Below are 26,739 nucleotides of genomic sequence, written 5' to 3' on the forward strand. Positions count from 1 at the left end.
ATGGCCGACGACGCGGTGATCCGCTGCTCCGGCCTGGCCATGACCTACGCCGAGGGCAAGATGCGCACGCCGGTGTTCGACGGCCTGGACCTGGCGGTGGAGCGCGGCGAGACCGTCGCCATCCTCGGCGCGTCCGGCGCCGGCAAGAGCACCCTGCTGCATTTGCTCGGCGGTCTCGACACCCCGACCGCGGGCGAGGTCTTCGTCGCCGGGCGGCGCATGAACGCCTTGTCCGACGCCGCCCGCGGCGCGCTGCGCAACCAGGCGCTGGGCTTCGTCTATCAGTTCCACCACCTGCTGCCCGAGTTCACCGCGCTGGAGAACGTGATGCTGCCGGTGCTGTTGGCGGGCGCGGCTGTGCCCGACGCCAGCCAGCGCGCCAAGGCGCTGCTGGAATCGGTCGGCCTGGGCCATCGTCTCGAACACAAGCCCGGCGAGCTGTCCGGCGGCGAGCGCCAGCGCGCCGCGGTCGCGCGCGCCCTGGTCAACAAGCCCGCCTGCGTGCTCGGCGACGAGCCCACCGGCAACCTGGACGAGAAGACCGCCGCGACCGTGTTCGAGCTGATGCTGGCCTTGAACCGCGAGCAGGGCACCAGCCTGGTCCTGGTCACCCACGACCGCCGCCTCGCGCGCCGCCTGGATCGCGTGCTGGAGCTGCACGAAGGCAAGCTGCGTCAGCTGGCGGCCAGCGAGGTCTGATCGCGCATAGGTCCGGTCCGCCGGACCTGAGCTTCGCTCAGATTTCTTCGGGGCGCGGCGCGCGCACGCGCGGCAAGAAGCGCCTGTGACACGCACCGAACTGGCCGTAGTTGAGTCTGGCCAGGCTCAAGCTGAGCTCGCCATTCGGCCCGCCGCGGACCTCATCGGCGTCGGTGTCGTCCTGGCCGTCGTCCTCCCAGCAGCACACCGCGCAGATCTCGTAAGCGCGACGCTCATCCAAGGTTTTGCAGCCGCAGCAAGGGCAGCGCAGCGCTAACTCGTTTGCGGCCATGCGGGTGACCTGAGCTCTGCGCGTATGTTGGATTCTAGCTGTCCGTGTCCCGCCGGTGCTCCAGGGCGTTCATCGCCGCGCCGGCGCCCACGAAGGCCAGCAGGCCCGCCAGCACCAGTTCCCAGGCTTCGCTACCGGCGATGCCGTTCCTGACGAAGAAGATCGCGCCGCCGATGCAGAACAGCAGCAGCACCAGGTCGGCCTAGGGCAGGGGCTTGCGGCCTTGCCCGGACTGCTCGCCGTAAACCCGATCCATCCGCCGCCCCACCGCGGCCCGCACCCGGTTCGTGCGCTCGTCCGTCTCGCCGAACGTGTGCCTCGATTTCTCCAGTATCTCCAGGTCGAGCTTGATCTTGTCGCGACGCGACTTGGTGCGCAGCTGATGCAGCCAGGCGATCGCGCCGCCCAGCAGGGCCAGCGCGGAGAGAATCGCTTCCATGTTGACGTCGGACAAAAGGCCTCCTCGATGCTGCGCGCGTATCAAGCGGAATCGTCGACGAGGTCGGCGCGAGCCTGTCGCCGCGGAGCGGTGTTCGAATCTTCGGTTTGCCGTCGCCGACGGGTGGCCTGCGCGCTCATATCTCGTAGCGATAGTGGCAGGACATCTTGATATCGCGCACGTAGTCGTCGTAGAGGTAGCTGGCGCCGGCGTCCGCATGGCGCGAGGGTCGCAGCGCGGTCAGTTTCGCGACGAAGCGGGCGTCGGTGCCGTAGGGCAGAGGCGTGGCTTTCACCGTGGCGGGAATGGCATACAGCGTGGTCTCGAACCCGCGCGACCTGATGTTCAGCGCGAACACGCCCTCCGCCAGGGACTCGATCACCGTGGTTTCGGAGCCCGCGTCGCTGAGCGTGTAACGATGCTCGCGGCTGGAAACCACCAGGGACAGGGTTCCCTCGCTCGCCGGAATCGTGCCGTCGAGCTGCATGCTCGAGCCCTTGGTCAGCGGCGTGCAGGTCAGGCTGGCGGGGGCGGAGCCGGCGTGGGCTTGGCTGTGCAAGCAAGCTGCGAGTATCGAAAGCGCCAGTATGGTTCTGAGATGCACGACGAAGTCCTTGGAAAGCGAGTCAGCCTGTTTGGTAGCGGCCCGGCCGGCTCGAATGTTCAAATTGGATGAGACGCGTCCGCGGTGCCGTGCCAGCGCGCGCCCTTGCGGCGGCAGATCGAACAGTTGCACTCGATCGCGTACTTCACTTCGCCGTCGAGCTCGAAGCTCACGCGGCGGCAATGGCAGGAACCGCGATAGGTCTGTTGCATGGCGTCTGATCTCCTTGGCGGCCTGCTCGCGCCCATGGCGATCATACGGCCGCTCCGATGTCGCCGGCATTCGGATTAATCCTAGTCCGCATCGGGTGTAGCGCCGATAGTGGCGCGCCAGACGGATTCCTAAGCTGGACGCACACGATTCGGTGCGGGCGGGGCGATGGCGAAGGGCGTCGAGATCAGGGCAACGACGGTGGCGGCTTTCGGTCCGGCGGCCGCGATCGGCTTGCTGGGCGGTACCGCGGTCAGCCTCGCGGCGCCCGTTCTGTCGCCGGTTCTGTTGCTGTTGCCCCTGCTCGTGGTCGGCGTGTGGGTCTGGCGCCGCTGCGGTCGCGCGTGGCGCCTGCTCGGGGTCGCCCTGGTCGGGTTCGCCTGGACCGGGCTGCACGCGGGCTACGCCTTGTCCCGGCAGCTGCCGCCGGAATGGGAACGGCGGCAGGCGACGGTGTCCGGTCGCATCGTCGAAATGCCGGCGCATGAAGTCAGGCGCACGCGCTTCGCGTTCCGCGTCGATGGCGGCGACGATCAGCCGGCGCCCTTGCGCGGGCGGTTGCTGCGCCTGTCGTGGTACAGCGAGGATCGCGTCGAGCGCGAGCGGTTGCGCGCGGGCCAGCGCTGGCGCTGGAAGCTGCGGCTGCGCGCACCGCGCGGCCTGCGCAATCCGGGCGGCGCCGACGCCGAGAAGTACGCGCTAATGCAGGGTCTGAGCGCGAACGGCTATCTGGTCGCCGCCGAGCAAGCGCAACTGTTGGCGCCGGCGAGCGGGCTGGAGGCCTTGCGCGAACGCCTGTCGGACCGCATCCGCGACGCGGTCGCGGCGCCCTCGTCGCGCTACGTGCGCGCGCTCGCGTTGGGCGACACCCGCGCCTTGGACGAGCGCGACTGGGAGGTGTTGCGCGCGAACGGACTCACCCACCTGATCGCGATCTCCGGTTTCCACGTCGGCCTGGTCGCGGGCTTCTTCGCCTTGATCGTGCGCGGCGTGTGGCGCCTGCGGCCGGGGTTGGCGCGGCGTTGGCCGCGGCCGATCGCCGCGGCCTCGGCGGCCGCCACCGGTGCCTTGCTGTACGCCGCGCTGGCGGGGTTCGCGTTGCCCACGGTGCGTACCCTGCTGATGATCGCGGTGGTCGCCGGCGTGCGTCTGTCGCGGCGGCCGTTCGAGGGCGCCGCGGCGCTGGCCCTGGCCGCGATCGCGGTCCTGCTGGTGGATCCGCTGGCGGTGCTGGGTGCGGGCTTCTGGCTGAGCTTTCTCGGGGTGGCCTGGCTGCTGTGGTGCCTGCCACGCAGCGGGCCGCGGCCTTCGCTGCTGCGCGAGTTCCTGTCGGCGCAGGGCGTGGCCACCCTGGGTCTGCTGCCGGCCTGCGTGGCGCTGTTCGGCCAGGCCTCCTTGGCGGGCCCGCTCGCGAACCTGCTCGCCGTGCCTTGGTGGGGCCTGGTGGTGGTGCCGCTGGCCTTGATCGGCACCGGGCTGGATCTGCTGTGGACGGGAGCGGGCGAGGGTGCCTGGCGCCTGGCGGCGCTCTGCTTCGACCTGAGTTGGCCCTGCTTCGAGCGCCTGGCCACGGGCGGCCTGGCGTTGTGGTGGTTGCCGCAGGCGCCATGGTTCGCCCTGCCGCTGGCCCTGCTCGGAGCGTTCTGGCTGTTGCTGCCGCGCGGGGTGCCCGGCAAGCCCTTGGCCCTGCTGCTGTGGCTGCCGTTGCTGTGGCCGGACCGGAACCTGCCGCAGCCCGGCGAGGCCGAGTTGACCGTGATCGACGTCGGCCAAGGGCTGTCGGTGCACGTGCGTACCGCGCGCCACGAGCTGCTGTACGACTTCGGGCCGGCCGTGGTCGACGGCTACGACGCCGGCGAACGCGCGGTGCTGCCGACCCTGCGCGCGCTGGGTGTGCGCTCGCTGGACCGGCTGGTGGTCAGCCATGCCGACAACGATCACGCGGGCGGGCTGGAGGCGGTGGCGCGGGCCTACCCTGGCGACGACCGGCGCGCACCCGAAGGGGCCGGAATCGCGCTGGCCCGGGCCTGCGTGGCCGGCGAGGCCTGGACCTGGGACGGGGTGCGCTTCCGCTTCCTGCACCCGCCGCCGTATTTCCCTTATCTGCGCAACGAGTCCAGTTGCGTGCTGCGCATCGACACAGCCCATGGCGCGGTGCTGCTGACCGGCGACATCGGTGAGGTGGTCGAGCGCGATCTGGTCCGTCGCGATCGCGAGAGCGGCCGTCGCGACCTGCGCGCCGATGTGGTCCTGGTTCCCCATCACGGCAGCCGGGGCTCGTCGGATCCGGCCTTCGTGGCCGCCACCGGCGCCCGCCACGCCCTGATCTCCAGCGGCTACGGCAACCGCTACGGGCACCCCAAGCCGCAGGTGCTGACGCGCTGGCGCGCGGCCGGCGCCAGCGTCTGGGACACCAGCCGCGGCGGGGCCCTGCGGCTGCGGCTCGCGGCGGAGGGGCTCGAGCTGGAAACGCGACGCCAGGCACATCCGAGGCTGTGGGACGCGGCCAGGCGGGTGGAGGCCGCGCCGCCTGGGCTATCCTATCGGCCAGATTGACGCGGCCGAATGGGCCGGAGGTTCGCGAGTGCTGGAACTGATCAAGGCCGGCGGTTGGCCGATGATCCCGCTGTTGCTGCTGTCGGCCGTCGCGCTGGCGATCATCATCGAGCGGTTGTGGACGTTGCGGCGCAAGGCCGTGCTGCCGCCCGAACTGGGCAAGGAAGTCCGTGCCTGGGCCGGTCGCGGCAAGCTGGACCCGGCCCACATCGAATCCCTGCGTGCGACCTCGCCGCTGGGCGCGCTGCTGGCCGCGGCCCTGGACGTGCGCGGTCGCCCGCGCGACGAGATCCGCGAGCGCATCGAGGACGTGGGCCGCCACCTGGTCCACCGCATGGAGCGTTACCTCAACACCCTGGGCACGATCTCGGCCGCCGGTCCGCTGCTGGGCCTGTTCGGCACCGTGGTCGGCATGATCCAGATGTTCCTGGGCATCCTCGACCACGGTATCGGCGATGTGAACCAGCTCGCCGGCGGCATCGGCAAGGCCCTGGTCTGCACCGCGGCCGGCATGATCGTGGCGATCCCGGCGCTGATTGCGCACCGCTGGTTCCGCGGCCGCATCGCCGAGTACATCGTGGCGATGGAGCACGAGGCGATCCAGTTGCTGGACACCCTGGACCCGCGCACGCCCGCGCGCCCGGTCGCGGCCACGCCGGCGGCGCCGGCGTCGGCGCAGCAGCAGGCCGCGGGCTGAGGCAGGGCCGGCATGCGCATACGCGACCACCGCGCCGACGACGAGCCGGAGATCAACCTGGTCCCGTTGATCGACGTGATCCTGGTGCTGATCATCTTCTTCGTGGTCACCGCCACCTTCGACGCGCGTTCGGTGCTCAAGCTGGAGCTGCCGCGCGCCAGCGGCGAGCCGGTCAGCGACGCGTCCAAGGCGCTGATCGTGTTGGTCAACGCCGATGGCCGCTATTTCGTCGACGATCGTGAAGTGCTGCGCGACGATCTGGAATCGCTGAAGACCACCATCGCCGAGGTCGCCGGCAGCGACCGCGAGCGCCCGGTTATGCTGCGCGCCGACGCGCGCACGCCCTACCAGGCGGTGGTGACCGTATACGACGCCCTGGGCCAGCTCGGCTTTCGCCGCATCATGAGCGCGACCGCGCCGCCGGCCGGCACGGGCGCCGCGCCCAGCGAGGGCAAGCGGTGACCGCCCAGGTATCGCCCTGGCAGACCTACCGCCGCCTGCTCGGCTTCGCCCGTCCCTACGGCGGGCTGTTGTGGCTGGCCCTGATCGGCATGCTGGTCGAGGCCGCCGCGGCCGGCATCTTCACCACCTTGATGACGCCGATCATCAATCTGACCTTCATCGAGAAGGAAAAGAACCTCAGCACCCTGTTGCCGCTGGCGATCGTCGGCCTGTTCCTGCTGCGCGGCGTGGCCGGCTACGTCACCGACTACCACATGGCCAAGGCCGGCCGCAGCATCGCGCGCGACCTGCGCGTGAACGTGCTGGGCAAGTACCTGCGCCTGCCGGGCCTGCGCTTCGACACCGAGCCGGTGCCGTCGATGCTGGTGCGCCTGGGCTCGGACAGCGATCAGGTCGCGCAGGCCGCGGTCGACGCGATGAAGGTGATGCTGCAGCAGAGCTTTCAGGCCATCGCGCTGCTGGGCGCGATGCTGTTCGCGAGCTGGCAGGTGACCCTGGCGGTGCTGTTGATGGCGCCGCCGCTGGCCTTCGTGATGGACAAGATCGGCCGCCGCTACCGCCGCATCAGCCATCGCATCCAGGAGAGCGCGGGCGCGTTGCTGCAGTCGGCCGACCAGGCCCTGGGCAACCACCAGGAGGTCAAGGTCTACGGCGCCCAGGACGTCGAGCTGGCGCGCTACGGCGCGATCGCCGACAACCACCTCAAACTGAGCATGAAGGTCGAGTCCACGCGCTCCATCGCCTCGGCGATGGTGCAGCTGATGGGCGCGGTCGGCCTGGCGCTGTTGCTGTTCGTGGCCGGGCGCGAAGCCCTGGCCGGGCGCCTGGATGCGGGCAAGTTCGTGACCCTGATGACCTCGATGATCGCGATCATCCCGGCCCTGCGTCAGCTCACCAACGTGCAGAACATGCTGCAACGGGGCGTGGCCTCGGCCGAGCGCCTGTTCTCGGTACTGGACGCCGACGACGAACCCGACAACGGCAGCCGTCCGCTCACCCGCGCGCGCGGCGAGCTCGAGTTCCGCGATGTGGTCGCGCGCTATCCGGGCCAGAAGGACCCGGCGCTGGCCGACATCAGTTTCAGCGCCCGGCCCGGCACGGTCACCGCCATCGTCGGCCGCTCCGGCAGCGGCAAATCGACCCTGATCAAGCTGATTCCGCGTTTCTACGAGCCTGAATCCGGCCAGATCCTGCTCGACGGCCATCCGCTGCAGGACTACCGCTTGGCCGACCTGCGCCGTCAGATCGCCCTGGTCGGCCAGCAGGTGATGCTGTTCGATGGCACCGTGGCCGCCAACGTCGCCTACGGCGAATTGCAGGAAGCCGCGCCCGAAGGCCTGGAGCGCGCGGTGCGCGGCGCCAATGCGATGGAATTCGTCGAGCGCCTGTCTGAGGGCGTGCAGACCCACATCGGCGCCAAGGGCGGCAAGCTCTCCGGCGGCCAGCGCCAGCGCCTGGCGATCGCGCGCGCGATGCTCAAGGATGCGCCGATCTTGATCCTCGACGAGGCCACCGCGGCGCTGGACACCGAGTCCGAGCGCCTGGTGCAGGACGCCCTCGACCGGCTGATGCCCGACCGCACCACCCTGGTGATCGCGCACCGGCTCTCGACCATCGAGCACGCCGACCAGGTGCTGGTGCTGGACCAGGGCCGCATCGTCGAGCGCGGCAGCCACGCACAGTTGCTGGAGCAGGGCGGCCTGTACGCGCATCTGCACCGCATGCAGTTCCGCGAGGCGGAGTAGGGCATGGCCGGCGGTTCCCACGAGCGCCGCGCGCGCCTGCCGGCGTACTGGTACGGCGACGCGCCGATTCCGCTCGGCGCACGCCTGCTGTCGGCGCTATACGGCAGCGTCAGCGGCTTGCGCCGCGGCCTGTACCTGAAGGGCTGGCTGCGTCGCCGCCATCCCGGCGTGCCGGTGATCGTGGTCGGCAACATCACCGCCGGTGGCGCCGGCAAGACCCCGATGACGATCGCCCTGGTCGAGCGCCTGCGCGCCGAGGGCTGGAACCCGGGCGTCGCCAGCCGCGGCTACGGCCGCGAGCGTGCGGCGCAGCCGATGTGGGTCGAGGCCGCCACCGATCCCGCCTTGGGCGGCGACGAACCGGTCCTGATCGCCATGCGCACCGGCGTCAAAGTGCGCGTCGACCGCGACCGCGTCGCGGCCGCGCGCGCGCTGGTCGAGGCCGGCTGCGACGTGGTGGTCTGCGACGACGGACTGCAGCATTACCGACTGGCGCGCGACATCGAGATCGAGGTGGTCGACGGCCGTCGCCGCTACGGCAACGCGCAACTGCTGCCCGCCGGCCCGCTGCGCGAGCTGCCCGAGCGCGCCGCGCGTTGCGACTTCCGCGTGGTCAACGGCGGCGAGACCGGCTTCGGCGAATGGCCGATGCGCCTGGTCGCCGACCAGGCCCAGCCGGTGCTGGGCGGGCGCGGGCGCAAGCTCAGCGCCTATTCCGGCCAGCGCGTGCATGCCGTTGCCGGCATCGGCGATCCCGAGCGCTACTTCGCCATGCTGCGCGGCTTCGGCATCGCCTTGGTCCCGCACGCGTTTCCCGACCACCATCGCTACAGCGCCGCCGATTTCGAGTTCGGCAGCCAACTGCCGGTGCTGATGACCGAGAAGGACGCGGTCAAGCTGGCCGGCGTGGGCGAGGGCTCCTTCGTCACCGAGCAGTTCTTCAGCGTGCCGGTGCGCACCGAACTGCCCGAGGCCTTCTGGGTGTCGTTGCTGGCCAAGCTGGCGGCATTGAAAGGGTGCTAGCGGCCGCGATGCGGGGCCGCATCGAACACAAATCCTGCCGCAGGCGTGAAGCACCAGCCCTTACGCTGATCGGTCGGTATTCGGCGGGCCGGGGCAGGCATGCCGGAGCGGGCCGCAACGCGCATCCGCGAGCTCCGCCGTAAGATGAGACAGGCTGCGGTTTCGCCCTGCGCCGTCAGCCCACACCCCCGCGGCCCGTCCGCGAAACGGAAATCCCATGTCCCAGGACTTCGTCGTCGCCATTCCCGCCCGTTACGCCGCCACGCGTCTGCCCGGCAAGCCGCTGCGCCTGCTCGCCGGCGAGCCGCTGGTGCTGCACGTCGCGCGTCGCGCGCTCGCGGCCGGTGCGCGCGAGGTGTGGGTAGCGGCCGACGACGCGCGCATCGCGCAGGCCCTGCGCGACAGCGGCGTACAGGTGGCGATGACTTCGACCGAACACGCCTCCGGCACCGATCGCCTGGCCGAATGCGCGCGCATCGCCGGCTGGTCGGACGACACCGTGGTGGTCAACCTGCAAGGCGACGAGCCGTTCGCGCCGGCCGCGGGCGTGCGCGCCTGCGCCGAGGCGCTGCGCGCGAGCGGCGCGGAGATGTCGACCCTGGCCGCGCCGGTGACCGAAGTCGAAACCCTGCTCGATCCCAATGCGGTCAAGCTGGTGCGCGCGGCCAACGGCGACGCGCTGTACTTCAGTCGCGCGCCGATCCCGTGGCCGCGCGACGAGTTCGCGCGCGAGCGCGAGCGCATGCCCGAGCACGGGCAGTGGCTACGCCACATCGGCATTTACGGCTACCGCGCCGGATTCCTGCAGCGCTTCGCGGCGATGCCGCCGGGGCGGCTGGAGCGGATCGAATCGCTGGAGCAGCTGCGCGTGCTCGAGGCCGGGCACCGCATCGCGGTCGCGCTTACGCCCGAACCGTTTCCGCCCGGCGTGGACACCCCGGAAGACCTCGCGCGCGCCGAGTCGCGCCTGGCCCAGGGCGCCTGAGCGGTGCGCTTGCTGGTGGTCTGCCTGGGCAACATCTGCCGCTCGCCGGTGGCCGAAGGCGTGCTGCGCGCGCGTATCGCCGCCTCGACGTTGGCCGGCCAGGTCGAACTGGATTCGGCCGGCACCGGCGACTGGCACGTGGGCCAGCCGCCGGACCGGCGCGCGATCGCCAACGCGGCCGAGCACGGCATCGACATCGCCGGCCTGCGCGCGCGCCAACTGCAGGCCGCCGACTACCGCGACTTCGACTGGTTGCTGTGCGCCGACCGCGCCAACCTGCGCGACGTGCAGGCGCGCGCGCCGCGCGGCGCGCGTGCGCAGGCGGCCTTGCTGCTGGATTGGACCGGCGTTGAAAGCCAGGGCGAGGTGCCCGATCCCTACACCGGCGGTCCCGCCCAGTTCGAACACGTGTTCGGCCTGCTGGACCGCGCCGCCGACGGCGCGATCGCGCGCCTGCGCGAGGAATTGGGGTTGCGCGGGCGCTAGCGCAAATCCTCCTCGCTCCCCCGTTGGAAGGGGGAGGGCAGGGTGCGGTTCCCCTTTCGGAAAAGGGGGCAAGCTGCCGCCCTGTTCGGTGCAGGTAGAAAACAAGCTCTCGCCCCACGTCGGAAAATGGAAGAAGGCAAGCCGCCGCCCCCTACCGCGAAAAGGGAGAACACCAGCGCTTGTTCCCCCCCCTTTGCAAAAGGGGGGGCTAGGGGGATTTGCTTCACCAGTCCGCAACCCCCATTCCAGCGCCGCCGTCTTGCCTTCACGCATAATCGGCCCAATCCAGTAGCCGATGTTCGCGACCGTGACCGCCCGCACCCCGCCTATCGTTCCGCTCGCCGCGCGCTTCGGCGGCTCGGGCGCGGCCGCGCGCGCATGCCGCCCAAGCGCGACGGAGCGGGCCGCATGAGCGCGTCGCCGCCGCCGTTCGACGGCAAGTCCTTCGTCAAGGCCTTGAGTACGGCGCCCGGCGTCTACCGGATGATCGGCGCCGACGACGGCGTGCTCTACGTGGGCAAGGCCGGCGCGCTCAAGAACCGCGTCTCCAGCTATTTCAACGCCACGCCGAAGTCGGCCCGGATCATGTCCATGCTGGCGCAGACCGCGCGCATGGAGGTCACGGTCACCCGCACCGAGGCCGAAGCGCTGATCCTGGAAAACCAGCTGATCAAATCGCTGAAGCCGCGCTATAACGTGCTGCTGCGCGACGACAAGAGCTATCCCTATGTGCTGATGACCCAGGAGGCCTGGCCGCGCATCGCCATGCACCGCGGCCCGCGCGCGATCCCGGGGCGGTATTTCGGCCCCTACGCCAGCGTCGGCGCGGTGCGCGACAGCCTGAACCTGATGCACAAGCTGTTCCGCCTGCGCAGTTGCGAGGACAGCGTGTTCCGCAATCGCTCGCGGCCCTGCCTGCAGCACCAGATCGGCCGTTGCAGCGCGCCCTGCGTGGGCCTGGTCGCCGCGCGCGACTACGCCGAGAGCGTGCGCCGCGCCGGGCTGCTGCTGGACGGCCGCAGCGACGAGCTCACCGACGAACTCGGCAGCGCCATGGAGGCCGCCAGCGCGCGCCTGGATTTCGAGGAGGCCGCGCGCATGCGCGACCTGGTCACCTCGATCCGCACCCTGCAGGCGCGTCAGTACGTCGACGGCCGCGCCGCCGACCTGGACGTGCTGGCGGTGGCGATGCAGGGCGTGGCCGCCTGCGTGCTGCTGCTGGCCTTCCGCGACGGCCGCAATCTCGGCACCCGCGCCTTCTATCCCAAGACCAACGGCAGCGACAACGCCGAAGAAGTGCTGGCCGCGTTCGTGTCGCAGTACTACGCCGAGCAGACCCCGCCGCGCGAGATCGTGCTCGATCGCGACATCCCGGATCGCGAGCTGTTGGAGCAGGCCCTGTCGGCCGCCGGCGAGCGCAAGGTCCAGATCCGCAGCAACGTACGCGGCGAGCGCGCTGGCTACCTCGATCTGGCGCGCCGCAATGCCGAGCTGTCGCTGGCCGCCGAGCGCACCAGCCACGCCGCCCAGCACGCGCGCGCCGAGGCCCTGCGCGAGATGCTGGGCATGGCGGCGATCCCGACCCGGATCGAATGCTTCGACATCAGCCACACCATGGGCGAGGCCACGGTGGCCTCGTGCGTGGTGTTCGACGCCGAAGGCCCGGTACGCGGCCAGTACCGCCGCTACAACATCGCCGGCATCGTCGAGGGCGACGACTACGCGGCGATGAACCAGGCGATCGAGCGGCGCTTCCGGCGCGCGGTGGAAGAGAACGGCGTGATGCCGGACCTGCTGCTGATCGACGGCGGTGCGGGGCAGGTCGCGCAGGCGCGCGCGGCCCTGGACGAACTCGGGGTCGAGGGCGTGATCCTGGTCGGCGTGGCCAAGGGCCCGGCGCGCCGCCCCGGCGACGAGGAACTGCTGCTGCCGGACGGCCGGGTGCTGCACCCGGGCGCGGAGTCGCCGGCCCTGCAACTGGTCCAGCAGGTCCGCGACGAGGCCCACCGTTTCGCCATCACCGGCCACCGCGGCCGCCGCCAGAAGGCGCGCAATACCAGCCGGCTGGAGGACATCCCGGGCATCGGCCCGCGCCGCCGCGCCAGCCTGCTGCGCCACTTCGGCGGCCTGGGCGGGCTGAAAGCGGCCGGAATCGAGGAAATTTCGCGGGTCGAGGGCGTCAATGCCGCCCTGGCCGAGCGCATCTATGCGACCCTGCACGGGCTGGAGGCGCCGGATGCCGGCGCCCCGGTCAAGGCCAACCCGAAAGCGGCCAACGGCGGCACGCGGAGCGAAGGATGAAGTTGACGATACCCACCATGCTCACCCTGGCGCGGATCGTGCTGATCCCGGTACTGGTGGTGGTGTTCTATCTGCCGTTCCAGTGGACCAACTTCGCCGCGGCCTTCATCTTCGCGTTCGCGTCCGTCACCGACTGGCTCGACGGCTGGATCGCGCGCCGCTACAACCAGTATTCGGCCTTCGGCGCTTTTCTCGATCCGGTCGCCGACAAGCTCATGGTCGCCGTGGCGCTGCTGCTGATCGTGCAGAAGCACCCGACGGTGTGGATGACGCTGTGGGCGGCGGTGATCGTGGGTCGCGAAATCGCGGTGTCCGCGCTGCGCGAATGGATGGCCGAACTGGGCCAGCGCGCGGCGGTGAAAGTGGCCTCGATCGGCAAGATCAAGACCATCGTGCAGATGGTCGCGCTGGTATGCCTTTTGTATCAAGAACCTGTATTCGGTTTGCCGATCTTCCGCATCGGCGAATGGCTGCTGGCCGGCGCCGCGCTGCTGACTTTGTGGTCGGGGCTAGCGTATTTGCGCGCGGCATGGCCTATAATGCGCGAGGACGCGAAGGGCCCCTCGGGCTGATCGCGGTATCCGTCTCCGGGGCACTGGGGGCCGGATGCACCGGGGCTGAAGCCCGGGTCCGGGGCTGTAAGGAAAACGAAATTGGGTGTTGACAGTTTTGTTTCCATGCCTAAAATGTTGGTTCCTCTGCGGGAATAGCTCAGTTGGTAGAGCACTACCTTGCCAAGGTAGATGTCGCGAGTTCGAGTCTCGTTTCCCGCTCCAAATTCGAGGAGTCATCCTCAGGAACAAAGCCCCGCATGCGGGGTTTTGTTTTTTCGGCGATAGCCCACGCGCGACGTGTGCAATCGCCACCGCAAGCGGTATGCTTGCGACCAGTCACCGGCCTCGTGGCAGAGTGGTGATGCACCGGATTGCAAATCCGTTTACAGCGGTTCGATTCCGCTCGAGGCCTCCAATTTCGGACCCTGCTTGCAGGGTCCGGCTTTATCGGAACTCCGAAGCCCCGCGCAAGCGGGGCTTTCTTTTTGGCGCGTCGCCGCGCGACGACCCGCGCGGCCCCTTTGAAGCGGGTGATGGCGCGTTTACGAACCGCAGGTTCGCGCGCGACCGAACGCCAATGGTCTGCGCGCGCCGGCCGGACCGATCGAGGGGGCACTGTTGCGCATCCTCGCTTGATGCCGACCCGCAGCCACCGCAGCCACTTTCCAGACCAGCGGCGCCGTGTCGTAAGCTATCGCCGCAGTCGCAACCCAGGCCCGGGTGGCGAAATCGGTAGACGCATCGGACTTAAAATCCGCCGGCCGCAAGGCCATGCCGGTTCGAGTCCGGCCCCGGGCACCATTCCCTGATTCGGGCGATCCGCCCATAGCCGCCTTCGGCGCGCCCCTGGCTGCGCCGCAAGAGGCGGCCCGCGCGCTCCGCACGCGTTTGCCCTTAGCGAGAGTCGCTGTGGCCCGTGGCCCGTGGCCCGCGGCGATTCCGCACGGTCGCGTACGTTCGCGTACCCATTCGTGCGCTTCGCCCCTGCGTCGTTGTCGCGGCGTTGGCCTTGGCATTGACTGAGTGTGGGGACTCCCGTGGTCGAACCCGTGTCGCGCGCCTGACTGGCGTCGCGCCCGGGCGGGCGCCGCTGGAGATCGAGCCCACATCGCACAGCCCCGAGCGTCGGGGCGGGGTCAGGAGGCCGCATATGCGTGCTGTTGCAACTAGGCTGTCGTTGTTGAGATTGATCGCCGGATCGGGCGCGGTTCGAACGCCGAACCGCACGCTCGCATCCTTGCTCTGCCTGATGGCGCTGGCGGGCTTGTGCTTCGCGCCGGGCCTGAGCGCGCAGACGGCGAGGACCGAAGTGGAGGATTACGACAATGCCATCAAGGGCGCTCAGAGCCTGAGTCGCTCCGGCCCCGATCAGTTCGGCGAATCCGTCGATCTCAAGGACGGCGCCACCGCGTTCGACGCGACCGATATCGAACTGCGCACCAACAGCGGCCTGCCGCTAGCGGTGAAGCGTTCGCTGCGCATCAACACCCGGGACGCCGGCCAGTACGCCGATCCGGCCAGCGACGGCGAGTTGTTCGGCAACTGGCAACTCGACGTGCCCTACATTTCCGGCATATTCGACGAGCGCACCGGCTGGGTGTCCAGCATGCCCAACGGGCAGCAGCGATGCAGCATCTCCGGATGGGGAGCGGCCGGCCCGCCGGCGGTCAAGAGCGCCTATACGTCCTGGAATACCTACTACCTGCCGGAGGAGTACTGGAGCGGCAACAACGTCAATATTCCGGATGTCGGCCGCTATCCCTTGCTGTATCTGCCGCCCGAGCGCTCGCGTCCCAGCGATGGCCGCGCCTACTACTGGACCACGCGCGGCGATTGGCGCGTGGCCTGCGTCCCGACGCTGAAGAACGGCACCGGCGAGGGCTTCCTGATCGTCCTGCCCGACGGAACCCGGTACACCTTCGATTGGATCTCCTCGCGCAAGTCGGCGCCGCTCAAGAGCAGCAACTGCGTGTCGACCGCGTTGTACGAAAGTCTGTTCGCGCAGCGCCCGTCGGCGCCGGTGACCACTCAGTTCGGGCGTCCGCCGCTGACCTGGGAGAGCGGCTTCAATACCCATTACGCGCACGCGTTCGAGGGCGGGGGCGGTTCGCTGGGAGGCTGCGCCCTGAGCAAGCAGGTCGTCGTCAACCGACGCGAGTACTTCCTGCACGCGACCAAGGTCGAGGACCGCTTCGGCAACTGGGTCGCGTACCAGTACGACCCGGCGCGGCCGCGGCGCTTGACCTCGATTACGTCCAACGACGGCGTGTCGGTGTCGTTCCAGTACGGCGCCAACGGCAAGATCGTGTCGGCCACGACCGGCGATCGCAGTTGGCAGTACCAGTACGCCGATGCCGGCGGTCGCGCGCTGGCCGCGGTGGTGCAACCCGACGGAGGCCGCTGGACGTATCAGTACGGCGACCTCGAGCGCATGCTCAATCCGGAGAATCAACGGGTCGTGTGGATCGATTGCGACCCCGTCATCCTGGCCGACGCGACCCAGTCGGTGACGATCGGGCATCCCGCCGGCGCCAAGGGCGTCTTCACCTTCAAGACCTTGCTGCACGGCACCGACCGCACCCCGGGGTCGTGCTCGGTTCCCAATCCGAACCGTCCGCTGCAGGTCGATCTCAGTCCGAACCTGATGGCCTACAAGGTCGCCTCGTTGATATCCAAGCAGGTCAGCGGCCCGGGTCTGGCCCCGATGACGTGGAGCTATCAGTACCAGCCCAGTTGGAGCTGGAACCCGACCGGTTATTCCGACGACTGCACTTGGGCCGGCGCTAGCTGCAACGCGACCTCGTCCACCCAGGTCGTGGGCCCGGATGGAACAGTCACGCGTTCGACCTTCGGAAACGACTACTACCGCAGCGCGGGGCAATTGCTGCGCGTGGATGTCGTCAGCAACGGCACGGTCCTGCGCAGCGTCGCCCACACCTACATGGCCGACGCCAACGGGCAGGCGTATCCGGACCGCGTGGGCTGGGACCCGAACCTCACCAACAACCGCTTCGCGACCGAGCGCCTGCATCCCCTGCGCGCCACCTCGATCACGCAGGACGGGGCTACGTTCGCGTGGGAAGTGGAGGCCTGTGCCGGCGCGGCTTACTGCTTCGACGGCTACGCGCGGCCCACGGTGGTCAAGAAGCACAGCAGCCTGGGTTACAGCAAGCGCGAGGAGATCGCTTACCACGACAATCCGGCGCTGTGGGTACTGGGCCAGATGCGTCGGCGGGCCGACCTGGGCACCGGCATGCTCGAATTGGATATCCGCTACAACGACCGTGCCTTGCCCGCCGAGGTCTATTCGTTCGGAGCGCTGCAAAGCTCCATGACCTACGCGGCCGACGGCAGCCTGGCCGCCAGCTCGGACGGGCGCGGCAACACCACCTCTTTCGAGAACTATTACCGCGGCATTCCGCGCCTGACCCGTTACCCCGCGACGCCCGAGGCGCCGTCGGGCGCCGTTAAATCGGTCTCCGTCGACGACAACGGACGGATAGCCTCGTTGACCGACGAGGTCGGCGCGAAGACCTGCTATGGCTACGACGCGATGGGGCGGCTGGCCAGCATCACGTATCCGTCCGAGACCGCGCTCGGCGTCTGCGACGCCTCGCGTTGGCAGCCGGTCACGCTCGCGCTTCAGTACGTCGATTCGGAGGAGCACGGAATCGCGGCGGGCCACTGGCGCCTGGCCAGGCGCATCGGCGCGAATGCGCACATCAATACCTACTACGACGGACTCGCGCAGCCGCTGCTGGAAGCGTCCATGGACGCCAACGACATCGCCGGCACTCTCAAGCAGGTGGTCAAGCGTTACGACGCCGACGGGCGCAAGACGTTCGAGTCCTATCCGACCCGAGGCGTAGTTGGTTTCGCCGACGTGACCGAGGGCACGCGTACCTACTACGACGCCCTGAGTCGCGTCACCAAGGTGGAACAGCACAGCGAGCACGGCCCGCTGACCACGGTGACGGAGTACTTGTCCGGCTTGCAGACGCGGGTCACCAACCCCCGCGGCGCGCAAATCAGCAACCGCTACATGGCCTGGGAGCAGCCGCGCTACGACCTTCCGGTGCAGAGCCTGCAGCCGGAAGGCAAGGTCGTGGAAATCTCGCGCCACGCGCAATTCGGCTGGCCGCTGCAGCTCAAGCAGCGCAGCGCCGACAACACGCTGCAGGCCAGCCGCTACTACGCCTACGACGGCAATGCGCGGTTGTGCAAGACGGTCGAGCCCGAAACCGGCGCGACGGTGATGGGCTACGACGCCAGCGGCAATCTGGCCTGGTCCGCATCGGGCCTGGACGCGACCGCCTTCGGCCCGTCCTACGACTGCCAGCACGTCGCTGCATGGAACGCGGGGCGTCTGGCGCTGCGTAGTTACGATGCGCGCAATCGGCTGTCGCGTTTGAGCTTCCTGGGCGACGGTCGCGGCAACCAGGTGTGGACCTACACCCAGGACGGGCTGCCGGCCAGCATCACGGCCTACAACGAGCCCAACGACGCGGCCCCGGTCGTGACCGGCTACACCTACAACAACCGGCGCCTATTGGAAGGCGAATCGTTGACCCAGCCCGGCTGGTACACCTGGGGCATCGGCTATCACTACGACGCCCGCGGCCATATGGATTGGCAGACCTATCCGGGCGGAGTGGCGATCGACTACGCCCCGAACGCGCTGGGTCAGGCGACCAAGGCCGGCCCGTTCGCCCGCGGCGCCAGCTACCACCCGAACGGCGCCCTCAAGCAGTTCACCTACGGCAACGGTCTCGTCTACACGATGACCCAGAACGCGAGGCAGCTGCCGCAACGCATCGCCAGCAGCGCAGGCGTGCTGGACCTGGGCTACCACTTCGACCAGAACGGCAATGTCACCCAGATGGTCGATGGCCTGCGAGGCGACCATTACGGACGTTGGATGAGTTACGACGGTCTGGACCGTCTGACCGACGCCGGCTCGTGTTCCTTCGGTGGCGACTGCTGGCATCGCTTCGGTTACGACGCGCTGGACAACATGAAGTCGTGGAAGCTGGCGGGCGTCAAGGACCATGCCGAGTATCTGTACGACGGTCGCAATCGCCTGACCAATGTCCGCAACAGCGCGGGCGCCTCGGTGATCGGTCTGGGCTACGACCTCCACGGCAACCTTCAGAACAAGAATGGGCAGGGCTACGAGTTCGACAGCGGCAACCGCCTGCGCGCCGTGACCGGAAAGGAGTACTACCGTTACGACGGCCTGGGGCGCCGGGTGACGAGCTGGCGTCCCGCGGCTCCGGACGGCGCCGATCTGCTGATGTCGCAGTACGGCCTGAAGGGGAAGCTGCTGTTCCAGCACGAGACCGGCAAGCTGGATAACTCGTATATCTATCTCGGCGACCAACTGGTGGCCACGCTGGACAGCGCGAGTCAGGCCAAGTACCGGCATACCGACGCACTGGGCAGTCCGGTGGCGACGACCAACCAGGCCGGAGCGGTGATCGAGCGTCAGGAGTACGAACCTTACGGCGCGATCGTCGGTCAGCCCAGTCCCAACGGCTTGGGCTACACCGGCCATCACATGGATGGCGCCACCGGCCTCACCTACATGCAGCAGCGCTACTACGACGCGCAGTTGGGTAGCTTCCTGAGCGTGGATCCGATCGCCGCGAACGCGACCTCGGGCGAGGGCTTCAATCGTTACCGGTATGCCGACGGCAATCCCTACCGGTTCGTGGATCCGGACGGGCGTCAGGCCAGGAACGCGCCCGTGGTGCCGACTCCGCCGCCGCCGCCGGCTGCGGATGAGGTTCCCATTCTCGAGACCATTCATGTTTTCGCTCCGAAGCCGGTGCCTGCGCGTGGGACCGTTCGGAATCCGCCCATGGGTCAGATGTCCGACAAGCAGGCCGAGTGGTACATGAGGAGGAGGGTGTCGGCGGACTTCCTGTTCACGACATTGCCTGCCCAGGCTGGCGCGGACTGCGCCGTCCGGGGCTGCGTCAAGTCGGTGACGAAGGCCTACAAAGCCGCACGAGACGTAGCCATAAGCGGGGCAGCGGGAATGGCGACCGTCGGCAATATCGAAGTGCCGACGGATGCGGAGATCGATGCCCATTACGCCAAGCCCTGGATGGAGAGGAACGGGGTGGATCTGCTGAAGCTGGAGAAGAAGCTGACGGGAATAGCGGAGAGCGTCTGGAAAGCCATGCAGGAATGAGGGTTCGATACCGGAGCCCCCGGTCTTTATAGTGGTGTCTCGAACCAGCCAGCCGCAGTGCTGGCTGGTTCGTGTCCGCATAGGCGGATATCGCGACCCAGGGGCACGGATGCCGGTTGTTTCCCCGTGTGCGGTGTGGTTCTTCGTATTGAAGTATCGGCGACCCCCTATCGGTATCCGTCCATATGTCTAAGCGCAATCTATCGGTCTTCTGGATCGTCTTTTTCTGGTGGGCCGCTTGCTCGCTGGTCCTGAGCGGCCAGACCGTGCGGATGAACCAGGCGCTGGGCACGCCCGTCAGTTGGGCCGAGTCCCTGGTCAGCACCTACGCGGGCTGGATGACCTGGGTGCCCCTGACGCTGGGCCTGTACTGGCTGATTCGGCGCTACCCCATCGAGCGCGGTCGGGTCCTGCGCTCGGGGCTGGTGATGGCGGCGGCCGTGGCGGTGATCGTGTTTCTGCGCGCCGTCTACGTCTACTCCACCGATTCGATCTTCGACTGGTACGGCGACAAACCGCTGCCCGATTTCGGTGGCGTGTTGTTGGCCAGCGTGGACAGCAACTTCTTGATGTCCTGGATCGTGGTCGGCATGGTGCACGCCCTGGTCTTCTACGAACGCATACGCGAACGCGAGAAAAAGGTGGCGGAGCTGGAAACCAGCCTGGCGACGACGCGGTTGGATGTGTTGCGGGCCCAGCTCAATCCGCACTTCCTGTTCAACGCCTTGAACTCGGTGGCGGAGATGGTCCATCGCGATGCCGAGCAGGCCGATCGCATGTTGGTATCGCTGTCGTCGCTGTTGCGCGACAGCCTGGCCTTGGATCGAGGGCAGCAGCGGCCCTTGCGCGAGGAGCTCGCATTGGTGCGCCACTACCTGATGATAGAGGCGATACGGCTCGGCGATCGCTTGCGCGTCGAGTGGCAGGTCGCCGCCGATTGCCTGGAGGTGCCGGTGCCGGCGCTGATTCTGCAACCGCTGGTGGAGAACGCCATCATTCACGGCATCGCGCGTCGGCGCACGGCCGGCACCCTGCGCTTGAGCGCGAGAATCGTCGGCCGACAACTGCTGCTGGAGGTCGAGAACAGCGCCGCGCCGCAGACGGACGTGGTTCCGGGCACGGGTATCGGCTTGCAGAGTACCCGCAGCCGCCTGCAGTTGCTGTACGGGGCGGAGGCGGGTCTGAGCCAGGCCGTTACCGATTCCGGGCGTTATCTGATGCGTCTGAACATCCCGGCTGTGCGGATGGATCGGGTCGCGAAGCCGAGCCTGCGCGAGGCGTTCTCGTGACCGCTCTACGCGTGGCCATCGTCGACGACGAGCCGCTGGCGCGCGCGCGCCTGCGCCGTCTGCTGGGGAAAGTGGGCAACGGTTCGCTGGAAGTGGTGGCCGAATGCGTCGACGCCGAGGAGCTGATCGCGATCGCCGACAGCGCCAGGCTGGACGTGCTGTTCCTGGATATCGAGATGCCCGGGGTGGGCGGGTTCGGCGCGCTGGCGCGCTGGCAGGGGCCGCGGCCGCAGGTGGTATTCGTCACCGCGTATCCGCAACACGGCGTGCGTGCTTTCGATGCGCGCGCCACCGACTACCTGATGAAGCCGGTTTCGGCCGAGCGGTTACGCGACACCCTCAAGCGCGTGCGCGAAAGCATGCCGGCGCTGGCCGCATCGGCGCAGGTCCCGGGCGAGGGAAAACGCTTGTCGCTGCAGGTCGGTCAGCGCACCCACCTGGTGCCGGTTGATCAGATCGATCTGGTGCTGGCCCAGGGCAATTACCTGGATGTGCATGCCGCCGGCGCCGTATACACGGTTCGCGGCACCCTGACCGAGTTCCACGGCGGTCTGGAAGCGCAGCGCTTCGTGCGCGTGCATCGCTCGGCGGTGGTGCGCATCGCCGCGGTCCGCGAGATCCGCCCGATCGGTTCCGGGCGCTTCCGTATCAGCTTGTGGGGTGGCCAGCATCTGCATTCGGGCCGCCACTACCGCGATCAGGTGCACGATCTGATCGGTTGACGATGCCGAGGGTGGCGCAGCGCCGCTCCCTGTCGCGGCGAGAGTGCGGTTCGTCGACGCGGTAATGGCGTTCGTCCCCGACGCGCGCGCAGCGAAGGCCGTATGCGTTCTGATCGAGTCTCTTCCATTCGCTACGGAGCGAGACATGAGCATAGGCAACAAACCGTCGGCCCAGTTCGGCATCGCGGCGATCGCGGCGTCGGCGCTGCTGTCGGCCTGCGCGTCCTTCGCGGTCAGCGACGACGCGCTGGTCCAGCGCACGGGCTTCGCCTTGGGCATGGAGCCGGGCGAGTTCATCATTTCCAATCGCATGGACGAGGGCACCACCACGCGCTACCAGGTCAAGGCGAGCGGCGGGCGCACATACAACTGCTTCGTCGGGGGTTCGGTGTCGGTGCTGGGGAAATCGGTGTCCGAAGCGGTATGTACCGAAACCGGCAAGGGCGCGGGGCAGTCGGCTCCTAAGTCTCAGCGCTCCGGCACTTGCAACGCGCTGCTGAAGGCCGCGGGCAAATGCTGAGGCGGCCGCAAGAATGCGCGGCACGCCGGATCTAGCGGTCGTGCCGCTCGTCGTGCGTCTTGGCGCGGCGTTCCAGGACGTTGAGCACGGTCAGTACCAGCAAGGTCAATAGGGTCGCGGCGAAGGCAAGGGCGTGGTAGCCGAAACCGCAGGCGACGCCGATCACGGCCACCATCAGCAGCGAAGCGGCGGTGGTGATGCCGGCGACCGCCTGGCCGCGGCGGTGCGAGAAGATCGTGCCGGCGCCGATGAAGGCCACACCCGCGACGACCGCTTCGACCAGACGCAGAGGGTCGGTGCTGATCCGGCCCGGCGGCGCCAGGTTGGCGTCGGCCAGGCTGAGCTGACCGATACCGATCAGCAAGGCGGATGCGCTCGCGACCAGCATGTGGGTGCGAAAGCCGGCGGGGCGATCCTTCAACTCGCGCTCCAGGCCGATCAAGCCGCCCAGCGCCATGGCGTAACCGGTGTCGACGATCACCCACAGCTGGTCCATCCAATCCATGCTCATTCGCGCTCCTCGCGTTTCATGTGGCCGCTTCGATCCGGTAGGGGCGGCTGATGCGATGCGGCTGCGCCAGCGAGGCGGCCGCCAGCGCGCCGTACGCGCGCACCGCGTCGATGCGCAACTCGTTCAAGGCCGGTGGTTCGCCGACGACCAGCGCCGACATCAGCAGGTGCGGATCGTCGGCATGCGGGCTGACCCAGCCGGCGATGCCGGCGACCGGTTCGTCCTCGCCCATGTCCCAGAAGCAGCCGGTCACGGTGTGCAGCCGGCGATGCGCCACGGCCGTGGTTGGCGACGTGGCGGCATCGGCGCGGTACTGCGCCGCACCGATCAGCAACACGGTGCGGGCGGCAGCCGCGCAGGTGAGGTAATCGGCCCAGGTGTGCAGGGGCACCTGCGCGATCGGCCCGTAGTGATGCAGGGCGAGGAAGGCATGCAAGCAACGCTCCACCAAGGCGGTCGCGCCGCGGCGATCGAGCTGGATCGCCGTGGACAGCAGGGCCTGGCGACGGTAAGGCGGCGCATTGCGTTGCCTTACCGCCTGACGGAAGCAGGCGCCGACCTCGGCAACGATGTCGACCTGCAGGGACGCGAGCGCGTCCAGGGCCCGCGCCTGCGGCGGGCCGCGTGCGGGGCGGGCCTGGCGAGCCTCCAGGCCCGCGAGCAGGAGCAGCTCGGGGACCGGTGGATAGTATTCGCGGCTGGCCAGCCGCAGGGCGGCGTCGATGGACATCGGAAGGTGGACTCGGCGTGTGTGACTGTCCAATACGCCTGCGCGAGTCAAGCTTGCGTCATGTGCAGCCGCGCGCATTGACCCCGTCGTCACCGACGTGAACCGTTCGCCGTCGGCGATATGCACCTCGTTCAAGAGGCTCGCTTGCTGGCCCGACGCTTGCTCGCCTTCGCCGCCTTCTTGGCGGGGGCGGCCTTCTTCGCCGCGGGCGTGCGCTTCTTGGATTTCAGGCTTTGCTCCAGCAAGGCCATGAAGTCGACCACGTTGGTCGCCGCGTGCTCGTGCTCGGCCGGCTCGTCGACGATCTTGGTGGTCTTGCCCTTCGATTTGATGCGCTTTTGGATGATCGCCGACAGGCGCTTGCGGAACTCGTCGTGGTAGCCGTCCGGCTTCCATTGCGAGGTCATGGATTCGATTAGCTGCTTGGCCATGGTCAGCTCCTTGGGCGCGATGCGGTAGCGACCGGTGGCGGCGTGCGGCAGCTTGTATTCCTCTGGGTCGACCAGCTCCTGCGGATAGCGCAACAACATCAGGATCAACGCGTCGCCCTCCGGAATCAGCGCGCACAGATACTCGCGCGTGCGGATCACCACCCGCGCCACTCCGACCTTGTCGGTCTCCTTCAGGGTTTCGCGCAGCAGCACGTAGCCTTTTTCGGCCTTCTTGCCGGGCACCAGCACGTAGGGCTTCTCGAAGTAGCGCGTGCCGATTTCCGCGCGGCCCACGAACGCTTCCACGTCGATGGATTCGTGGGTCTCGGGCGCGGCCGCGGCGATGTCCTCCTTCTCGATCACGACATAACTGCCCTTGTCGTATTCGAAGGCCTTGACGATGTCCTTCCAGGGCACTTCCTCGCCGGTGTCCGCGTTCACGCGCTCGAAGCGGATCGGTTTCTTGTCGCGCGAGTCGAGCATGCGGAAGCTCAGGTCGGTGCGGCGCTCGCCGGACATCAGCGATACCGGGACATTGAGCAAACCGAACGAGAGGGTGCCGGTCCAGATGGGGCGTGCCATGGCGTTTTCCTTGCGTAGACGAGACGAAGGCGTTAGGCCGGACGATACGAGCGCCCGCGTTAACGCCGTTTCATCGGGCTGAAGGCGCGCCGAACGCGCCTCGGCTCAGGCCCGCCTGTGCCGCGCGAGCAGGGCATCGACCCTATTCAGGTCCTGCGACACGCGCTCGATGCCGTCCCAGGGATGGGCCTTGAGGCGCTTGAGGCGTCGCAGCGCGGAATCGATGTCGAAGGCATCGCCGGCCTTGACGCGCCCCAGTTCCTCCCAGCGCAGCGGCATCGCCACCGGCGCGCCTGCGCGCGCGCGTAGCGAGAACGAGGCCACGCTGGTGGCACCGCGGCCGTTGCGCAGATAGTCGATGAAGATCTTGTTGCGGCGGAATTTCTTGGCCGCCGACGCCACGTACTTGAGCGGTTCCGCCGCCGCCATGGATTCGGCGAAACCGTGGGCGAAGGGTTTCACCTGCGACCAGTCGCAGGCCGGGGCCAAGGGCACCACCACGTGCAGACCCTTGCCGCCGGAGGTGCGCACGTAGCTGCGCAGTTCCAATGCCTCCAGCAGCGTGCGGATCTTGCGCGCCGCGGCGACGGTATCGGACCAGGTTACGCCCGGTCCCGGGTCCAGATCGAAGACCATGCGGTCGGCGCGGTCCGGCGCGTCGGCGAGCGCGCCCCAGGGATGGAACTCCAGCGCATTGAACTGCACCAGCTCCATCAGGCCGGGCGCGTCGCGGATCACCAGATAGTCGGCGCGCGCGCCGGACTCCTCTTTCAGCGCCACCGCGTCGACGCGTTCCAGGCCGGCGATGCGGTGCTTCTGGAAAAAGCACGGCCGCGCCGTGCCCTGGGTGCAGCGGATCACCGAGACCGGACGATCGATCAGTTCCGGCAACAGCCAATCCATCACGGCCTGGTAGTAGTCGGCCACGTCCTGTTTGGTGGTGCCGCGATCGGGATAGACGACGCGATTGGGACTGGTGAGCTGCATCTGTGTCTCCGGTAGCGCGGTTTTGTCCTGGGCGGCGGCGCGCTTGCGTGGCGAAGTCGGCGCCGCCGGCCTCGCGCGCGGACGATCGGAGTCGACGAGGTCCGCCGGCGCCTTATCCGAACGCAGGCCCTTGAGCGAAGGCTGGCGCAGCAGGCCGTAGCCGCCGTAACCGCGGTAGTAGACCTCGACCACCGCGCGCGGCTCGAACCAGCGCGCGCCGCGCAGATCGGTGCTGTGCGGCGGCACGTGCACGCTGGGGCTGTCCTGCGCGTCGCGTGCGAGCAGCGGCGCGAGTTGTCGGATCAAGCCTTCAGAGAATCCGGTGCCGACGCGACCCGCATATACCCAGCCGTGGCGCGCGTCCGGGCGCGCCAACAGCAGCGCGCCGAAGCCCTGACGCCGGCCCTTGGGCGCGGTGTAGCCGACCACCGCGAACTCGTCGCTGCTCAAGCGTTTGGTCTTGCGCCAGTCGTCGCTGCGGCCGGCGTGATAGTGGCCGTCGGCACGCTTGGAGATGATGCCTTCGTAGTGTCGGTCGGCGGCCAACTCATAGGCGGTTTCGCCGTCGCCTGCGATGTGCGAACTCAGGCCCAGCCGTGCGGGCGGCGGCTCGAGCAAGCGCGCAAGCAGGCGCTTGCGGTCGAGCAGGGTGGCCTTGCGCAGGTCGACGCCTTCCAGATGCGGCAGGTCGAACAGCATCAGGGTGAGCGCACCGGTCCTCTCGCCGGACAAAATGCCTTGCAGGAGATTGAAATCCGCCTTGGTGCCGGCGCCGGCGATCAGCTCGCCGTCGAGCTGGGCCTGCTTCAGCCGCAAGGACGCCAGCGCCGAGACGATGTCCGGCAGGCGCTGCGTCCATTCCAAGCCGCTACGCGACCACAGCCGGACCCTGCCGTCGACCACCGTCGTCAGCAGGCGGTAGCCGTCCCATTTGAGCTCGTGCACCCAGCCGTCGCCCGCGGGCGGTCGCTCGTGCAGACGCGCGAGCTGGGCTTCGAAGGCTTGGTCGCGGATGCGGGCTTTCGTGGCGCCGGCGATCGCCAGCGCCCGCGCGCCCCAGTCGATGCGACGGCGGCGCGACGGCGCGGCGACTTCGCTCAGGCGGCGTTTGCTCGCCTTGCCGGTGCCGGCGCGCCTGCGGTCCGCGGCGGGCGCGGGGGTGACGTCGCCCAGCAGGTCGTCGGCCTCCAGGGCGCTGGCGTATTCGTCGGCTTCCTTGAACAGCAGCCATTGCGGTTGCCGCGCCGGCTTGCCGGATCGGACCAAGTGCCAGGCGCCCTTGAGCTTGCGGCCGTGCAAGGCGAAGCGCAGGTGGCCCTTGGCCAGTTGCGTCTCCACGTCGTCGTCGGTGGTCCATGCGCCGTGGTCGAATTGGGCGACGTGGCCGGCGCCGTACTCGCCTTCGGGAATGGCGCCTTCGAACGCGGCATAGCGCAGTGGATGGTCCTCGACCTCCACGGCCATGCGCTTGATCTTGGGGTCGTAGGACGGCCCTTTGGGCACGGCCCAGCTTTTCAGCACGTCGCCCACTTGCAGGCGGAAGTCGTAGTGGCGACGGCCGGCGTGGTGCAGTTGCACGACGAACTGCGGTCGATCGCCGTGCCGCGGTCCCGTCTTCGCAACCGGCTCCCGGGTCTTGTCGAAGCGCCGTTTGCGCTGGTACTCGCTCAGACTCATTGCGGCGTCCGCTCGCAGGCGCTGGGCGATACGCTGGGCGG

General features: G+C 68.6%; 22 protein-coding genes and 3 tRNA genes. 17 read left to right on the forward strand and 8 right to left on the reverse strand.

Translation table 11 applies throughout. The features are described 5' to 3' along the window. Window positions 1-699: a lipoprotein-releasing ABC transporter ATP-binding protein LolD gene (gene lolD, locus ASD69_RS04145; RefSeq protein WP_091634392.1), complete on the forward strand. Its 699-nt coding sequence runs from the start codon at window positions 1-3 to the stop codon at window positions 697-699. Between the two features lie 37 nt (window positions 700-736). Here lolD and ASD69_RS04150 read toward each other — a convergent pair whose 3' ends face one another. From ASD69_RS04150 to ASD69_RS04160, 4 genes are all read right to left on the reverse strand, one after another. Continuing rightward, entirely contained in the window at window positions 737-991 is a 255-nt protein-coding gene (locus ASD69_RS04150; protein WP_082576254.1) for a CPCC family cysteine-rich protein, read from the reverse strand. Between the two features lie 34 nt (window positions 992-1,025). After that, entirely contained in the window at window positions 1,026-1,184 is a 159-nt protein-coding gene (locus tag ASD69_RS21690) for a hypothetical protein (protein WP_157498978.1), read from the reverse strand. Window positions 1,185-1,193: 9 nt separating this feature from the next. Then, a complete protein-coding gene (locus tag ASD69_RS04155) occupies window positions 1,194-1,445 on the reverse strand; it encodes a hypothetical protein (protein ID WP_157498980.1) in 252 nt (83 codons plus the stop codon). Between the two features lie 121 nt (window positions 1,446-1,566). After that, a complete protein-coding gene (locus ASD69_RS04160) occupies window positions 1,567-2,166 on the reverse strand; it encodes a hypothetical protein (RefSeq protein WP_157498982.1) in 600 nt (199 codons plus the stop codon). A gap of 246 nt (window positions 2,167-2,412) precedes the next feature. Between ASD69_RS04160 and ASD69_RS04165 the strand changes: the two genes are divergently transcribed. The 16 genes from ASD69_RS04165 to ASD69_RS04240 all read left to right on the forward strand — a co-directional run bounded on the left by ASD69_RS04165 (window position 2,413) and on the right by ASD69_RS04240 (window position 21,780). After that, window positions 2,413-4,800 carry a DNA internalization-related competence protein ComEC/Rec2 gene (locus tag ASD69_RS04165; RefSeq protein WP_082576255.1) on the forward strand — a complete coding sequence of 796 codons (2,388 nt, stop codon included), beginning with the start codon at window positions 2,413-2,415 and terminating at the stop codon, window positions 4,798-4,800. A gap of 28 nt (window positions 4,801-4,828) precedes the next feature. Then, window positions 4,829-5,497, forward strand: a complete 669-nt coding sequence (locus tag ASD69_RS04170) for a MotA/TolQ/ExbB proton channel family protein (RefSeq protein WP_056174315.1) — start codon at window positions 4,829-4,831, stop codon at window positions 5,495-5,497. A gap of 12 nt (window positions 5,498-5,509) precedes the next feature. Continuing rightward, a complete protein-coding gene (locus ASD69_RS04175; protein ID WP_056174316.1) occupies window positions 5,510-5,959 on the forward strand; it encodes a biopolymer transporter ExbD in 450 nt (149 codons plus the stop codon). Further along, the gene (msbA, locus tag ASD69_RS04180; RefSeq protein ID WP_056174318.1) at window positions 5,956-7,704 is read left to right on the forward strand and encodes a lipid A export permease/ATP-binding protein MsbA; all 1,749 of its coding nucleotides are present in this window, start codon (window positions 5,956-5,958) and stop codon (window positions 7,702-7,704) included. Before ASD69_RS04175 ends, msbA begins: the two co-directional genes overlap by 4 nt. A 3-nt stretch (window positions 7,705-7,707) precedes the next feature. After that, window positions 7,708-8,727: a tetraacyldisaccharide 4'-kinase gene (gene lpxK / locus ASD69_RS04185; protein ID WP_056174321.1), complete on the forward strand. Its 1,020-nt coding sequence runs from the start codon at window positions 7,708-7,710 to the stop codon at window positions 8,725-8,727. A 217-nt stretch (window positions 8,728-8,944) separates the two neighbouring features. Beyond that, a complete protein-coding gene (gene kdsB / locus ASD69_RS04190; RefSeq protein ID WP_056174323.1) occupies window positions 8,945-9,712 on the forward strand; it encodes a 3-deoxy-manno-octulosonate cytidylyltransferase in 768 nt (255 codons plus the stop codon). A gap of 3 nt (window positions 9,713-9,715) precedes the next feature. Beyond that, window positions 9,716-10,198 carry a low molecular weight protein-tyrosine-phosphatase gene (locus tag ASD69_RS04195; RefSeq protein WP_056174325.1) on the forward strand — a complete coding sequence of 161 codons (483 nt, stop codon included), beginning with the start codon at window positions 9,716-9,718 and terminating at the stop codon, window positions 10,196-10,198. Window positions 10,199-10,606: 408 nt separating this feature from the next. After that, window positions 10,607-12,499: an excinuclease ABC subunit UvrC gene (gene uvrC, locus ASD69_RS04200; RefSeq protein WP_056176547.1), complete on the forward strand. Its 1,893-nt coding sequence runs from the start codon at window positions 10,607-10,609 to the stop codon at window positions 12,497-12,499. Further along, window positions 12,496-13,071 carry a CDP-diacylglycerol--glycerol-3-phosphate 3-phosphatidyltransferase gene (pgsA, locus tag ASD69_RS04205; protein WP_056174327.1) on the forward strand — a complete coding sequence of 192 codons (576 nt, stop codon included), beginning with the start codon at window positions 12,496-12,498 and terminating at the stop codon, window positions 13,069-13,071. Before uvrC ends, pgsA begins: the two co-directional genes overlap by 4 nt. A gap of 128 nt (window positions 13,072-13,199) precedes the next feature. Next, window positions 13,200-13,275: transfer RNA gene (locus tag ASD69_RS04210), tRNA-Gly, on the forward strand. 119 nt (window positions 13,276-13,394) lie between these two features. Further along, window positions 13,395-13,468: transfer RNA gene (locus ASD69_RS04215), tRNA-Cys, on the forward strand. A 299-nt stretch (window positions 13,469-13,767) separates the two neighbouring features. Continuing rightward, window positions 13,768-13,854, forward strand: a tRNA-Leu gene (locus ASD69_RS04220). A gap of 436 nt (window positions 13,855-14,290) precedes the next feature. Next, window positions 14,291-19,249: an RHS repeat-associated core domain-containing protein gene (locus ASD69_RS04225; protein ID WP_162250611.1), complete on the forward strand. Its 4,959-nt coding sequence runs from the start codon at window positions 14,291-14,293 to the stop codon at window positions 19,247-19,249. 185 nt (window positions 19,250-19,434) lie between these two features. Further along, window positions 19,435-20,538, forward strand: coding sequence for a histidine kinase (locus ASD69_RS04230; protein ID WP_056174331.1), 1,104 nt, complete (start codon window positions 19,435-19,437; stop codon window positions 20,536-20,538). After that, the gene (locus tag ASD69_RS22185; RefSeq protein ID WP_056174333.1) at window positions 20,535-21,260 is read left to right on the forward strand and encodes a LytTR family DNA-binding domain-containing protein; all 726 of its coding nucleotides are present in this window, start codon (window positions 20,535-20,537) and stop codon (window positions 21,258-21,260) included. Before ASD69_RS04230 ends, ASD69_RS22185 begins: the two co-directional genes overlap by 4 nt. 145 nt (window positions 21,261-21,405) lie before the next feature. Beyond that, window positions 21,406-21,780 (forward strand): hypothetical protein, encoded by a 375-nt coding sequence (locus ASD69_RS04240; RefSeq protein ID WP_056174335.1) that lies wholly within the window; start codon window positions 21,406-21,408, stop codon window positions 21,778-21,780. A gap of 31 nt (window positions 21,781-21,811) precedes the next feature. Here the strand turns inward: ASD69_RS04240 and ASD69_RS04245 are convergent, their stop codons facing one another. The 4 genes from ASD69_RS04245 to ligD form a co-directional block, all read right to left on the reverse strand. Further along, a complete protein-coding gene (locus ASD69_RS04245) occupies window positions 21,812-22,291 on the reverse strand; it encodes an MgtC/SapB family protein (RefSeq protein ID WP_235567138.1) in 480 nt (159 codons plus the stop codon). 16 nt (window positions 22,292-22,307) lie between these two features. Further along, a complete protein-coding gene (locus tag ASD69_RS04250; protein WP_157498986.1) occupies window positions 22,308-23,156 on the reverse strand; it encodes a hypothetical protein in 849 nt (282 codons plus the stop codon). Next, window positions 23,153-24,034, reverse strand: a complete 882-nt coding sequence (locus ASD69_RS04255; protein ID WP_056174339.1) for a Ku protein — start codon at window positions 24,032-24,034, stop codon at window positions 23,153-23,155. Before ASD69_RS04255 ends, ASD69_RS04250 begins: the two co-directional genes overlap by 4 nt. Before the next feature lie 105 nt (window positions 24,035-24,139). Next, window positions 24,140-26,698, reverse strand: coding sequence for a DNA ligase D (gene ligD, locus ASD69_RS04260; RefSeq protein ID WP_056174341.1), 2,559 nt, complete (start codon window positions 26,696-26,698; stop codon window positions 24,140-24,142). Between the last annotated feature and the right edge of the window lie 41 nt (window positions 26,699-26,739).

The sequence above is a fragment of the Lysobacter sp. Root604 genome (genome assembly GCF_001427505.1).
GTDB lineage: Bacteria > Pseudomonadota > Gammaproteobacteria > Xanthomonadales > Xanthomonadaceae > Lysobacter.

Excerpts from the sequence above, each read along its gene's own strand:
- lpxK (WP_056174321.1), top strand. The coding sequence starts at position 7,708 with ATGGCCGGCGGTTCCCACGAGCGCCGCGCGCGCCTGCCGGCGTACTGG.
- uvrC (WP_056176547.1), top strand. The coding sequence starts at position 10,607 with ATGAGCGCGTCGCCGCCGCCGTTCGACGGCAAGTCCTTCGTCAAGGCC.
- ASD69_RS04240 (WP_056174335.1), top strand. The coding sequence starts at position 21,406 with ATGAGCATAGGCAACAAACCGTCGGCCCAGTTCGGCATCGCGGCGATC.
- ASD69_RS04245 (WP_235567138.1), bottom strand. The coding sequence starts at position 22,291 with ATGAGCATGGATTGGATGGACCAGCTGTGGGTGATCGTCGACACCGGT.
- kdsB (WP_056174323.1), top strand. The coding sequence starts at position 8,945 with ATGTCCCAGGACTTCGTCGTCGCCATTCCCGCCCGTTACGCCGCCACG.
- ASD69_RS04230 (WP_056174331.1), top strand. The coding sequence starts at position 19,435 with ATGTCTAAGCGCAATCTATCGGTCTTCTGGATCGTCTTTTTCTGGTGG.
- ASD69_RS04165 (WP_082576255.1), top strand. The coding sequence starts at position 2,413 with ATGGCGAAGGGCGTCGAGATCAGGGCAACGACGGTGGCGGCTTTCGGT.
- ligD (WP_056174341.1), bottom strand. The coding sequence starts at position 26,698 with ATGAGTCTGAGCGAGTACCAGCGCAAACGGCGCTTCGACAAGACCCGG.
- pgsA (WP_056174327.1), top strand. The coding sequence starts at position 12,496 with ATGAAGTTGACGATACCCACCATGCTCACCCTGGCGCGGATCGTGCTG.
- ASD69_RS04255 (WP_056174339.1), bottom strand. The coding sequence starts at position 24,034 with ATGGCACGCCCCATCTGGACCGGCACCCTCTCGTTCGGTTTGCTCAAT.
- ASD69_RS04175 (WP_056174316.1), top strand. The coding sequence starts at position 5,510 with ATGCGCATACGCGACCACCGCGCCGACGACGAGCCGGAGATCAACCTG.
- ASD69_RS04150 (WP_082576254.1), bottom strand. The coding sequence starts at position 991 with ATGGCCGCAAACGAGTTAGCGCTGCGCTGCCCTTGCTGCGGCTGCAAA.
- lolD (WP_091634392.1), top strand. The coding sequence starts at position 1 with ATGGCCGACGACGCGGTGATCCGCTGCTCCGGCCTGGCCATGACCTAC.